Genomic DNA, 12,773 nt, shown 5'->3' on the forward strand with positions numbered 1-12,773 from the left:
GGTGGAGAGGGCGGGGACGGCGACGGCTGCGGCGATCGCGGCGCCGCCCGTCCGCTTGAGGAGGGTGCGCCTGGAGGTGCCGTGCACGGTGGTCACTTCGTCCCCTTCTGAGATGCCTTCTCGAACTCGGCGCGGCAGGTGTCGCCGCCCGCGTTGCGCCACTTCTTGACCAGGGCGTCGTAGGACGACATCGGCTTGCGGCCGGCGATGATGTCCTTGATGCCGTCCTGGTGGATCGTGTAGAGGCTGCCGTAGCCCTTGGAGTCCCAGGTGGGCGAGGTGTAGCCCAGGGTGACGTCGGGCTGGAGCATCGGGATGAGTTTCGTGTACGCGTCGTGCACGTAGCGGACGGCGTCCTCGGAGGTCGTACTGAAGAAGGCCGGGACGCCGGAGGCGAGCTTGCCCCACGGGACGGTGATGTCCTGGGCTCCCTGCTTGGTGAGGACCGGGTTGCCCTTGGCATCGCGCTGGTAGTCGACGCCTTCGGCGCCGAAGGTGATCAGGGTGTACTCGACCGAGCCGAAGGGCGACGCGGCGAAGTCGGCGAGCTTCAGGATCTCCTTGACGCGGGCGCCGTCCGCCTTCTTCACATGGGTGTTCTGGAGCGAGACGTTGTCCTGCCAGGAGACCGCGTCCGGGCCGAAGGGGAGCATGGGGCGCACGTCGAAGGACTTGTCGATCGCGGCCATCGAGTCGACGTAACCGACGCCCGGCGCAAGGTAGTTGGGCATGCCGTCGTAGACGTACGCGGCCTTGCCGTTCTTGAAGAGGTTCGTGTACTGGGCCTTCTGTGCACCGACCATCTCGACGGTGCCGGGGTAGAAGCAGCCCGCCTTGTACAGCTTCGCAGCGGTCTCGATCGCGGAGCGCATGGCGTCCGTCTCCAGCCAGTACGTCCACTTGCCGGTCTTGGCGTCCATCGCCCAGAAGTACGGGGCGCCCGCGGAGGCAGCGAGGAGGTTGGTGATGCCCGCGGAAAAGGCGTACTGGTGCCGCTTCGGGTTCGTCAGCTCCTTGGCCAGCTCGGTGAACCGGTCGACGTCGGTGATCTGGTCGAGGCTGGTGACCCCGGCCTTCGCGAAGAGGTCGTGGCGGTAGAAGCCGACACCGGCGGTTCCGATACGGGTGATCGGGATGCCGAAGATCTTGCTCCCGAAGGTGGCACCCTGCCAGGCACCCTTCGGGATGGCCGCGAGGTTCGGGTAGTCCTTGACCTTGTCACCGGCGAGGTACGGCGTGAGGTCCGCGCACTTGGCGGCGAGGAACCCCGACTTGTTGTCGACCCCGCCCGTCTCCGGGTACATGAAGATGTCGGGCAGGCTGTCGCTCGCGACCATCGTGGAGAACTTGGTCGGGTAGTCGTCGGCCGGCACGGGCGTCACGTTGACCTGGGTACCGAGCAGTTTCTCGATCGCCTGCCAGGCGGCGTTCCTTCCCCGGGCGGGCGGCAGCGGCGAGAAGGTCTCCATGGCGGCCGAGATCGGCTTGGCGCCCTTGAGCGGGGTGCCGGTGGTGGCGCGCTGCAGCTGGGCCGGGTACGCGAAGAAGCCCTGCGGGACTCCGGCCGACGTACCTGCGAGATCGGGCTTCAGACCGATGTTGCGAACCGTGGTCGTCGGGAGGAGCGAGGTCGTCTTCGCCTCGGCCTTGGCGGCGGTGCCGCCGTCGCCGCAGGCAGCGAGGAGCGGGGCGGCCGCGACGCCGAGGCCGACGCCTGCGCCCCAGCGGAAGAGAGTTCGGCGGTTGATGGAGGTGGTGCCGGACATCTGGGATCTCCTCGGCGAGAAGCGGGACGGAACGGGACAGGACAGGACGGGGAAGTTGTGGGGGTGTGGCGCTGCGGTCAGCCCTTGATGGCGCCGGTGAGGACGCCCTTGGTGAAGTACCGCTGGAGGAAGGGGTAGACGAGCAGGATCGGGACGACCGCGACGACCAGGACGGCCATCTGCACGGCCTGCTGCGGTGCGACGGCCTCGCCCGCCCCGCCCTCGGCGAGGCTCTGGCCCTGGAGGACGAAGGTGCGCAGCACCATGGGCAGCGGCCACTTGTCGGCGTCGCCGAGGTAGAGCAGGGCGTTGAAGTACGCGTTCCAGTACGACACCGCGTAGAAAAGGCCGACTACGGCGAGGACCGCCTTGGAGAGCGGCAGGACGACCTGGATCAGGACGCGGAAGTCACCGGCGCCGTCGACCTTGGCCGCGTCGTACAGCTCCTCGGGCAGGTTCATGAAGAAGGAGCGCAGGACCACCAGGTTGAAGGCGCTGACCATGGTGGGCAGGACGAGGGCCGCGAAGGTGTTGTAGAGACCCAGCTCCTTCACCAGAAGGAAGTTGGGGATGACACCCGCGTTGAAAAGCATCGTGAACAGTGCGGTCATCAGGATGAAACGGGAGCCGACCACGTCGCGCCGCGAGAGGCCGTACGCCATCCCGATGGTGCACAGGAGGCTGGCAACGGTCCCGAAGACCGTCACTCCGAAACTCACCAGGAGGGCACGGGTGACGACTCCGCCGGTGAACACGGTGCGGTAGGCGTCGAGGTTGGGGTGGGAGGGCCACAGCACCAGGCCCGAGGACTTGATGATGTCGGTCTGCGAGGAGAAGCTCGTGCCGATCACGCCGAGCAGCGGGTACGCGACCATCACGACGACCAGCACGATGACGATGCCCTTGCCGGTGAGGCCGAGCCTGGTCGGCTTCTCCATCCATGGGGGCCGGGCGCCCGACGGCCTGAGTTGCTGCGGGGCCTGTTGGGTGACCGCCATGGGACGCACCTCCGAGGGGGACGGGCTCGTTTGCTCCGGTGCGCTGTCGCGCGCGTTCTCAGCGGTCAGCACCGCGGTACACCCCTTCATGGCCGAGCCGGTGGGCGAACTTGTTTGCGCCGATCACCAGTGCGGTGCCGATCACGGCCTTGACCAGGCCGACGGCGGCTGCGACGCCCCAGGCGTTGTCCTTGATGCCGTGGAAGTAGACATAGGTGTCGAGGACTTCACCCGCGTCGGGGCCCACCGCGTCGCGCTGGAGCAGGATCTGCTCGAAGCCGACGGTGAGGATGTTCCCGAGGTTGAGGATCAGCAGCAGGATGATCACCGGGGAGAGCCCGGGGAGCGTGACGTGCCAGAGCCGGCGCCACTTGCCCGCGCCGTCGATCGCCGAAGCCTCGTACAGGCCGCGGTCGATGGAGAGCAGCGCGGCCAGGACGATGATGGTGCCCCAGCCCGCGTCCTTCCACATCGTCTGGAGCGCGAGCAGCCAGGGGAAGGCGGCGGGGTCGGTCATCATGTCGTAGCGGGGCAGGCCCAGGGATTCGAGTACGTGGGGCAGCAGGCCCGCGCCACCGAGGATCTGCTGGAAGATCGAGACGATGATGACCCAGCCGATGAAGTGCGGAAGGTACACCACGCTCTGCACGAAGCGGCGGAGCTTGTCGCTGACGATGCTGTTGAGCAGCAGGGCGAGGGCGATCGGTACGGGGAAGAAGAAGACCAGTTGGACGACGGCGATCTTCAGGGTGTTGCCGGTCGCGGACCAGAAGTCCGGGTCGGCGAAGGCCGCGGTGAAATTGGAGACACCGACCCAGGCGCTGTGCATGTAGCCGAGGTAGGGCTGGTAGTCCTGGAAGGCCACCATGTAGCCGATCAGCGGCACGTAGTGGAACACCACGAAGTAGAGCAGTCCCGGCAGGGTCAGCAGCAGCATGACCTTGTCGCGCCTGATCCGCTGCCAGAGGCTCAGCCTGCGCTGGGCGGCGACGGGCGGCGGGGCGGGCGCTTTGGCCTGCTTGCGCCGCTTTTCAAGCGGCAGCGTAGGTGCTGTTTCAGCCATGGTGCTGTCCTGTTCGGCTGGGTGGCGCGTGGTGGGCCTTCTGCCGCCGCAACGTAGTAAGCGGTTAACCCCAGCGTCAAGAGATCGAGAGGAACGTCTGTGTTACGCGATGTTTCTATGACCCTTTTCTGTCCGACAGATCACCAAATAGCTGACAAGACGGGGCAGATGAGCGATCACATCGCTTGACGTCCGGGCGTTGCCCTCCTTAGCGTGCGGGCCATCCATAGAACGCGTTTACTGTCCGGAGGCAGGGTGCGCACCACCTACGAGGCGCCGGTCCCTACCGGTACGGATTCCGCAGAGTCGCCCCCGCGGCGGCCGCGCACCGTACTGGCCATGGCACCGGGTCTGCTCGACGACGTCTTTCCGCCGCCGGTACGGGTACGGCTAGAGGAATCGGCCGATCTCCAACCGCCTTATGTCATCAGCGAGTTCCGCTCCCCCGAGGCGGCCGAAGCACTCGCATCCGCCGAAGTGCTCCTCACCGGGTGGGGGTGCCCGCCCATCGACGCGGGCCTGCTGCACCGGGCGCCCAGGCTGCGTGCGGTCATCCACGCGGCCGGCACCGTCAAGACCTTCCTGGCCACCGAGGCGTACGAACGCGGTGTCGCCGTCTCCTCGGCGGCCGAGGCCAACGCCGTGCCCGTCGCGGAGTTCACACTCGCGGCGATCATCATGGGCGCCAAGCGGGCCTTCCCTCTCTCCCAGCTCTTCCGCACCCGGCGCACCCACCGCACGGAGGCCGACCTCGACCGCCAGCACTGGCTGGGCACCCATGGCCTGACCGTCGGCGTGATCGGCGCCTCGCGGATCGGGCGGCGGGTGATCGAGCTGCTGCGGGTGATCGATGCCGAGGTGCTGCTCTACGACCCGTACGTGAGCGCGTCCGAGGCCGCACTGCTCGGCGCCGAGCTCACCGATCTCGACACCCTGGTGGCCACCAGCGACGTGGTGAGCGTGCACGCGCCCGACACCCCGGCGACCCGGCAGATCCTCGACGCGCGGCGGATCGGTCTGATGCGCCCAGGCACCCTGCTGGTCAACACCGCGCGAGGGCGCCTCGTGGACACCGAGGCGCTGACGGAACACCTGGTCAGCGGCAGGATCGACGCCGTACTCGATGTGACGGAACCGGAGCCGCTGCCGCACGGACATCCCCTGTGGGATCTGCCGAACGTCTTCATCACCCCTCATATGGCCGGGGCCCAGGGCAACGAGGTCGGACGGCTGGGCGCGCTCGCCGTGGACGAGCTGGACCGGTACGCCCGCGGTCTGCCCTTCAACCATCCCGTGCACCTCGCCGACCTGGAGCGGATCGCATGAACGACACGACCGCGCAGGCCATAAACTCGGCGTCACCACACAGCGACAACCAGGGGGTGGGCCGGATGCGCCGCCAAAGCTCGGCCGCGGACGGCCAGCGCCGTGCGACGGTCACCGACGTCGCGCGGCTCGCCGGGGTCTCGACGGCGACCGTCTCGCGCGTGCTCAACCGCAACTACCCGGTCGCCACCGCGACGCGTGAGCGGGTCGAGGAGGCGATGCGCGAGCTGGGGTACGTGGTCAACGCGCACGCCCGCGCCCTGGCCGGGGTCTCGGGCCGTACGGTCGGGATCATCGTCAGCGAGGTCATCGACCCTTTCTACGCGTACATCGCGCGAGGTGTGGAGCGCGAGGCGGCCCTGGGCGACCGACTCTGTCTGGTCTGCTGCACCCAGGGCGATCCGCAGCGCGAGCTGGCCTTCATCGAGCTGATGCACGAGCGGCGTGCGGATGCGGTGATCGTGGTCGGCGGCAGCTTCGCCGACCGTTCATACACCACCGAACTCGCCCGGCGCGCGCGGGAGTTGGACGCCGGGGGCTCGAAGCTGGTGCTGTGCGGGCGACCGCCGCTCGACGAGCCGGCGCCGACCGCATCCGTCGAGTACGACAACGAGGGCGGCGCCTTCGCCATCACCGATCATCTGCTCGCGCAGGGGCACGAGCGGATCCTCTATCTCGGCGGGCCGCCCGCTCTCTCCACCACCCGTGAGCGGCTGGCCGGCCATCGGCGGGCGCTGGAGCTGCGGGGCATCGCGCGCGATCCCGAGCTGGAGCAGCTCGGCTCGTTCAGCCGCGCCTTCGGCAGGCGCCGGATGGCCGAACTCCTCAAGGAAGGACCGGAGTTCACGGCTGTTTTCGCCGCCAATGACATCGTGGCGGCGGGCGCGGCCCAGGCACTGGAGGAAGCCGGGGTGCGGGTGCCGCAGGACATGTCGCTGGTGGGGTACGACGACATCCCGGTCGCCCAGGAGCTGCGGCCCCGGCTGACGACCGTGCACATCCCGCTGGAGGAGATGGGGCGCCAGGCCGTACGGCTGGCCGTTTCGGGCGGGGACGAGGACGACTGGCGCGAGCAGACCACAGGTGCGGTGCGGCTCGGGACGCACATCGTCGTACGGGATTCGGTGGCTGCGCCCTCGAAGCACGCCCGTCGGGTGTGAGCGATTACTGCCTGCCCGACCCCTCTCGGCCATAGTAAAAGACAGTAACTTCCCGGACCCTCTTGCGGTCTGATAGCAACCGCTTACATGCTGGCGCGCATCCCCTACGCCTCTCCATCACCCCTCGCCCTCCCTGGGAGTCCGGATGCGCCCTGCGAACGATCCTTCCGCCCACTCCGACCGCTCCACCGCCTCTGCTGCCTCGGCTGCCTCCACCGTCTTCAGCCGGCGTACCGCTCTCGCCGCACTGGCCGGTGCGGGAGCCGCCACCCTGCTCGGCACCGCCCCCGCCGCCGCGCATGGGCGGGACGACACCCAGCTCGTCACGGCCTTCCCCGGCGCGGAGACCGAGCGGCTGCGCCTCGACCGCTCGCTGCGCGCCAGCGAGTTCATCCCCACCGGCCGGTACGCCGCACCCGGAGCCGCGGTCACCGTGGACGTCCGGTCCGGTCACGGCCCCCTGCCGGTGCTGCACATCGGCACCTTCGACGACTACAACACCGAAGTCGCGCTCAAGGCCCCGCGCGTCTTCCCGCTGCGCCCCGGGCGCAACACCGTCTCCGACGTCTACGGCGGTCCGCTCTACCTGAGCTTCGCGGGCCACGGGCAGCACGCTTCCGTCAGGTATGTGTCGGGGACCGCCCGGATGGCCGTCTTCGAGCTGGGCCGTACCACCGAGGCCGACTTCCAGAAGCAGCTGGACACGATCACCGACGTGCCCTGGGTGGAGTTGACCACCGAGCAGGCGATCCTCACCCTCACCCGCGAAGGCGCGCTGCTCTACCGGAGCGAGGACCACACCGCCCTCATGCGCCTCTTCGACACCGTCATCGGCTCGCACAACCAGATCAGCGGGCTCGACGGCAGGACCCGCCTGGACCGCCGCAAGGCGGGCCGTTACCACTTCAACGAGGTCAGCGTCGTCCCCAAGGGCGTCGGTGCGTACGCCTGGCACGGCTTCAACGGCTTCCCCCGCGTGTACATGGACCGGCTCTGCACCGTCCAGGGCCTCACCACCCGCGGCTGGGGGCTCTACCACGAGCTCGGCCACCTCAATCAGCAGGCCGCCTACCAGGCGGGCACACTCACCGAGGTCACCGTCAACCTCTACTCGCTCGCCGCCCAGCGCACCCTCGGCCAGCCGTCCAACCTGCTGACCAAGAACTCCACGACCGGTCTGAACTGGTTCCAGTCCGCGGCGCCGAAGCTCGGCACCCCCGGGCTCGCCTACACCACGTCCTTCGGGGCGTACGAACAGCTCGTCCCGCTGCGCCAGCTCGAACTCGCCTTCGGCGACGACTTCTGGCCGCGACTGCACCGACTGGTACGCACCGAGCACCAGCACGACGAGCCCGTCGAGGACTACGACCACCCGCCGGCCGTCGAGGCCAGGCAGTACCGGGCGCTCTCCACCTACGCGAGCCGGGTCTCCGGCCACGACCTCACCGACTTCTTCGTGAAGAAGTGGGCGTTCCCCATCGACGCCACCGGAATCGCCGAGATCGCCGCGCTGAAGCTGCCCGCTCCGCCCGTGGACCCCAGCACGCTCTCCGACTGACCGTCCGCCCCACCACCGGAGGTTCCTCATGAAGATGTCGCACTCCGTCAGCCGCCGTTCCGTACTCGCCGGGATCGCGGGGGCCGGCGCCCTCGGCGTCCTCGGCGCCGCTCCCGCGCAGGCCGCCGCCTGCAGCACCGTCACCGTCACTGCCCGTCCGTCCGGAGAGTCGGAGCGGCTGCGTCTGGCGCAGGCGCTGCGCGGCAGCGAGTTCACCGCCACCGGTCTGTACGTTCCGCCGGGGACCGCGCTGCAGCTCAATATCCTGCCGTACGACGGCCTGGTCCCGACCCTCTGGATCGGGCTGTGGGACTACTACGGCGAGATCAAGGAGCCGCGTAGTTACGCCCTCAAGGCCGGGGCCAACTCCGTCACGGACCCGAACGGCGGGCCGGTCTATCTGACCCTCGAAGGGGACGGACAGCGGGCCGGGGTGACGTTCCGCTCCGGCGCGGTGCCGATGCCGGTCTTCACGCTGGGCAGCACCAGCGAGGCCTCGTACCAGCAGCAGCTGGACTCCCTCACCGCCGTCCCGTACGTCGAACTGCACGCCCCGCACACGATCATGACGCTGACCCGCGAGGGCGCGCTCATCTACCGCGACCAGGACCACGCCGCCCTCCTCGGTCTGGTGGAGACGATCGTGGACTCGCACGCGAGGATCAGCGGGCTCGACGGATCGAAGCCGGTGCACCGGCGCAAGGCCGGGGTCTACCACTTCACCGAGGTGTCCAAGGTGCCGGCCGGCGTCGGCGCCTATGCGACCCATGGCTACAACGGCTTCCCGCGCGCCTATCTCGACCGGGCCACCACGGTCGAGGGTCTGCGGACGCGCGGCTGGGGTCTCTACCACGAACTCGGCCACCTCCATCAGCAGTTCGCGTACAAGCCGGGCGGGCTGACCGAGGTCACGGTCAACATCTACTCGCTCGCCGCCCAGCGCACTCTGGGCCAGACCTCCAACCTCCTCACCACCAAGGACGCCACCGGCCTCAACCCCTTCCAGTCGTCCGCGCCCAAGCTCGGCACCGCGGGGCTCGCCTATGAGACGTCGTTCGGCGCGTACGAGAAGCTCGTCCCGCTGCGCCAGCTCGAACTCGCCTACGGGGACGACTTCTGGCCGCGCCTGCACCGGCTGGTCCGCGAGGAGAACCCCCAGTCCGCGTACACGGAGAACGCCAAGCGCTACCGCGCTCTGGCCACCTGCTCCAGCCGTGTCGCCGGCTACGACCTCACCTCCTTCTTCGCCGACCGGTGGGCCTTCCCCATCGACGCCACCGGCAGGGCGGAACTCACCGCCCTCGCCCTCCCCCAGCCTCCCGTCGACCCCAGCACCCTGTCGGATGCGTAACTCTTCATAACCCTTCACAGGCTCAGGAGCATGACCCGGATGACCCCGCCCTTCCTGCACCTTCCCCCGACCGACCGGCTGCTCTCCTCGCGCACCGGCTGGACCCGCGCCCACTGGGAGGCCCTCGCCGACCATCTCCTGGACGCGCTCGTGCCGTACGCGACCCCGGGCTTCGCGCAGTACCGGCTGCCCGGGCGCGGCAGTTGGTCGGGGGTCGTGTCGGACGGTCTCGAAGGGTACGCACGGTCATTCCTGCTCGCCGCCTTCCGCATAGCGGGGGCCCACGGCGAGGTGGACCCGCTGTTGATCGAACGCTACGCGCAGGGTCTGACAACGGGCACCGACCCGGCCTCCCGCGAGGCCTGGCCCCGCCTCACCGAGTGTTCGCAGCAGATGGTCGAGGCGGCGTCCATCGCCGTCGGTCTGCACGAGACCCGCCCCTGGATCTGGGACAAGCTGGACACCAAGGTCCAGGAGCGGGTCGTCGACTGGTTCTCCGGATTCGTCGGGAGCCGTACCTGGGACAACAACTGGCGGCTCTTCCAGGTGGTCTCGGAGCAGTTCCTGGCCTCCGTCGGCGCACCGTTCAGCCAGTCCGACATCGACGGCGGCCTGGACCGTATCGAGGACTGGTACGTCGGCGACGGCTGGTACACGGACGGCGAAGGACGCAACTTCGACTACTACGTCGGCTGGGCGCTCCATCTCTATCCCCTGCTCTGGTCGCGGATCGCCGGCGAAGACCCGGAAACCGGCCGCACCAAGGTCTACCGCGACCGCCTCGGCCAATTCCTCGACGGCTACCAGCACTTCTTCTCCACCGACGGCTCCCCCGTCCACCAGGGCCGCTCGCTCACCTACCGTTACGCGGCCCTCGCCCCCGTCTGGATGGGCGCCCTCGCCGACTGCACCCCGCTCTCCCCCGGCCGCACCCGCCGCCTCGCCTCGGGCACCATGCGCCATTTCGCCGAGCGCGGCGTCCCCGACGAGCGCGGGCTGCTCACCCTCGGCTGGTACGACACGTACCTGCCCACCACCCAGCCGTACTCAGGTCCCGCATCCCCCTACTGGGCGTCCAAGGGCTTCCTCGGACTGCTGCTGCCCGCCGACCACCCCACCTGGACCGCACGCGAACAGGCCCTGCCCATCGAGGAGTCCGACCAGTACACCGCGCTCCCCGCCCCCGGCTGGCTGCTGCACGGGACCCGCGACGACGGCATCGTGCGCCTGATCAACCACGGCAGCGACCACAACCCGCCGGACGGCCCTGCCACCGACGACCCGCACTACGCGAAGCTGGGCTACTCCTCGGCGACCGCGCCCGATTCGGCCCCGCACGCCTTCTCCCGCACCGTCGACAGCCATCTCGCGGTCCTCGCCCCCGACGGCACGCCCTCGCGCCGCCGCCGTATCCACCCGGTCGGCTGCCAGGGGCGCACCGCATCGTCCTGGTACGAGGACGAGGGCTGCCGCGTCGAGACGACGAGCGTGCTGCACGGGCCGTGGGAGATCCGGGTCCATCGCGTCGACGCGCAGCAGGGCGCGACCGTGCGCGAGGGCGGCTTCGCGGTGGCGTCCACGGAGCGCCCCGTCGCGGAATCCGGCCCCGGCTGGGCTCTTGCCCGTACGGCCGAAGGTCTGACCAGCGCGATCGTCGCGCTGCACGGCTGGCAGGACGCCGCGGTCGCCAGGGACGTGCAGGCCAACGCCTACGGCCCGCAGTCCGCGACGCCGTACGCACAGGCAGCCGGCCACCCCGGCGGCCGGAGCCTGCACGTCTCGCTGATCGCGCTCTCCCGCGACACGGTCCATCCGCGGGCGCTGCGCGAGTCGATCACCGTAGAGGCCGACGGGGCGTCCGTCCGGCTGGAGTTTCCCGACGGCACGGTGGTGAGCGTCTGAGTCAGAAGGTGCGGTCCTCCCTGCGGTGGATCGTCTCGAGGAGTTCCGCCGCCATGGCCTTGATGGTGTCGAGCCCTGCCCGCCCCCACGCCCGGGGTTCGATGTCCGCGACACAGATCGTGCCGATCACGATCCCCGTACGGTCGATGAGCGGCGCCCCCATGTAGGAGCGGATGCCGATCTCGTCGACCACCGGGTTGCCCGCGAAGCGCGGGTAGTCGCAGACGTCCTCCAGGACGAGCGCCTTGCGCCGTGCGACCACGTGCGGGCAGTAGCCGTGATCGCGGGCGAGGATCCGGCCGATGACTCCCGCCGCGGCCACCGTGGTCAGGTCAGTGCCCACGTGGGAGCCGCTCGGAGTGTGCAGTCCGGCGAAGAACTGCCGGTTCTCGTCAATGAAGTTGACCATCCCGTACGGAGCCGCCGTGGCCTCCGCCAACCGCCGCGCGAAGGCGTCGAACCCGGCGTCCGGGCGCTCGCCTATGCCCAGCTGGCGCAGCCTCCGCACCCGGTCCGGCGCTTCCCTGTCGACGGGGGTCACCAGCATGCGGTCGGTCGGGTTGTACGTCACGAGAGTGCTCCCTGTTCGTCCGTTGCCGGGGTGGTGGCGAGCAGATGCTGTACGAGCGTGACCAGGGCCCGGATTCCCGAGCTCGCGATCCGGGCGTCGCAGAGCAGCACGGGCACCTCGGGGCTGAGGTCGAGGGCGGCTCGTACCTCCTCCGGTTCGTAGCGGTGGGCGCCGTCGAACTCATTGACGGCGATGACGAATCCGAGGCCGCGCTGTTCGAAGAAGTCGATCGCCCCGAAGCAGTCGACGAGCCGCCGGGTGTCGGCGAGGACCACGGCGCCGAGCGCTCCCGCGGAGAGTTCGTCCCACATGAACCAGAACCGCTCCTGGCCGGGTGTGCCGAAGAGGTAGAGCACATGGTCCGGGCTGAGCGTGATCCGTCCGAAGTCCATGGCCACGGTCGTCGTGGTCTTGGACTCGACGCCGTCCAGGTCGTCGGTCCCCTCGCCCGCCTCGGTGAGCATCTCCTCCGTACTGAGCGGTGAGATCTCGCTGACCGCCCCCACAAAGGTGGTCTTGCCGACCCCGAAGCCGCCTGCGACCAGGATCTTCAGTGCGGTGGGGAAGAGATCAGAGCCGTCGTCGTAGGCCATCGAGCACTGCCTCCAGCAAGGAAAGGTCGGTGGGTTCTTCGTCGGATCGGGGGGCGCGGGTGGTGACCGCGCCGCATTCCATCAGGTCGGAGAGGAGCACCTTGGTGACCACGGCGGGCAGCCTCAAATACGCCGCGATCTCCGCCACCGAGGTGGACTGCGCTCCGCACAGGCCGAGCGCCTGGGTGTGTTCGAGGCCGAGATGGGCAGGGGGTGACGTGCCGGTGGCCCTGACCAGGGTCAGCAGGTCGAACGCGGTGGTGGGCCTCGTACGGCCGTTGCTGACGGCGTACGGGCGGATGAGGCGGCCCGCCGCGTCGTCGAGCCACGGCCCCTCCTGTGGAAGCGGCACCGTCAGCGCCCCGTGGCGCTGGACGCGTCGGCCCGCTTGCGGGCGTTCGTCACCAGGTACGGCCGTACGCTCTTGACCAGCATCGCCATCTCGTACCCGAGCACCGCCGCGTCCGCCTCGCGCCCGGCGAGTA

11 protein-coding genes and 1 pseudogene are annotated in these 12,773 nt (G+C 69.3%); 5 read left to right on the forward strand and 7 right to left on the reverse strand.

The features are described from left to right. Positions 1–92 precede the first annotated feature (92 nt). From J0695_RS36465 to J0695_RS36475, 3 genes are all read right to left on the reverse strand, one after another. A complete protein-coding gene (locus tag J0695_RS36465; protein ID WP_206969056.1) occupies positions 93–1,766 on the reverse strand; it encodes an extracellular solute-binding protein in 1,674 nt (557 codons plus the stop codon). Between the two features lie 77 nt (positions 1,767–1,843). Beyond that, positions 1,844–2,704, reverse strand: coding sequence for a carbohydrate ABC transporter permease (locus J0695_RS36470; protein WP_206969064.1), 861 nt, complete (start codon positions 2,702–2,704; stop codon positions 1,844–1,846). A gap of 118 nt (positions 2,705–2,822) precedes the next feature. Beyond that, positions 2,823–3,827 carry an ABC transporter permease gene (locus tag J0695_RS36475; protein WP_206969057.1) on the reverse strand — a complete coding sequence of 335 codons (1,005 nt, stop codon included), beginning with the start codon at positions 3,825–3,827 and terminating at the stop codon, positions 2,823–2,825. Positions 3,828–4,166: 339 nt separating this feature from the next. Between J0695_RS36475 and J0695_RS36480 the strand changes: the two genes are divergently transcribed. From J0695_RS36480 to J0695_RS36500, 5 genes are all read left to right on the forward strand, one after another. Next, positions 4,167–5,153 carry a hydroxyacid dehydrogenase gene (locus tag J0695_RS36480; protein ID WP_206969058.1) on the forward strand — a complete coding sequence of 329 codons (987 nt, stop codon included), beginning with the start codon at positions 4,167–4,169 and terminating at the stop codon, positions 5,151–5,153. Positions 5,154–5,218: 65 nt separating this feature from the next. Next, positions 5,219–6,313 (forward strand): LacI family DNA-binding transcriptional regulator, encoded by a 1,095-nt coding sequence (locus J0695_RS36485; RefSeq protein ID WP_206969065.1) that lies wholly within the window; start codon positions 5,219–5,221, stop codon positions 6,311–6,313. 145 nt (positions 6,314–6,458) lie between these two features. Further along, the gene (locus J0695_RS36490; protein WP_206969059.1) at positions 6,459–7,871 is read left to right on the forward strand and encodes a M60 family metallopeptidase; all 1,413 of its coding nucleotides are present in this window, start codon (positions 6,459–6,461) and stop codon (positions 7,869–7,871) included. Between the two features lie 28 nt (positions 7,872–7,899). Continuing rightward, a complete protein-coding gene (locus J0695_RS36495) occupies positions 7,900–9,222 on the forward strand; it encodes a M60 family metallopeptidase (RefSeq protein ID WP_206969060.1) in 1,323 nt (440 codons plus the stop codon). 39 nt (positions 9,223–9,261) lie between these two features. Further along, positions 9,262–11,124, forward strand: a complete 1,863-nt coding sequence (locus J0695_RS36500) for a DUF2264 domain-containing protein (protein ID WP_206969066.1) — start codon at positions 9,262–9,264, stop codon at positions 11,122–11,124. Between the two features lies 1 nt (position 11,125). Here J0695_RS36500 and J0695_RS36505 read toward each other — a convergent pair whose 3' ends face one another. The 4 genes and pseudogenes from J0695_RS36505 to J0695_RS44480 all read right to left on the reverse strand — a co-directional run. Then, positions 11,126–11,695 carry a GAF domain-containing protein gene (locus J0695_RS36505; RefSeq protein WP_206969061.1) on the reverse strand — a complete coding sequence of 190 codons (570 nt, stop codon included), beginning with the start codon at positions 11,693–11,695 and terminating at the stop codon, positions 11,126–11,128. Continuing rightward, a complete protein-coding gene (locus J0695_RS36510) occupies positions 11,692–12,288 on the reverse strand; it encodes a GTP-binding protein (protein WP_206969062.1) in 597 nt (198 codons plus the stop codon). The genes J0695_RS36505 and J0695_RS36510 overlap by 4 nt, the downstream gene beginning before the upstream one ends. Continuing rightward, positions 12,266–12,640 (reverse strand): DUF742 domain-containing protein, encoded by a 375-nt coding sequence (locus J0695_RS36515; protein ID WP_206969063.1) that lies wholly within the window; start codon positions 12,638–12,640, stop codon positions 12,266–12,268. Before J0695_RS36515 ends, J0695_RS36510 begins: the two co-directional genes overlap by 23 nt. A 2-nt stretch (positions 12,641–12,642) precedes the next feature. After that, positions 12,643–12,773: pseudogene (locus J0695_RS44480) on the reverse strand (roadblock/LC7 domain-containing protein); the annotation flags it as partial.

This window comes from Streptomyces beijiangensis (assembly GCF_017315755.1).
Taxonomy (GTDB): Bacteria; Actinomycetota; Actinomycetes; order Streptomycetales; family Streptomycetaceae; genus Streptomyces; species Streptomyces beijiangensis.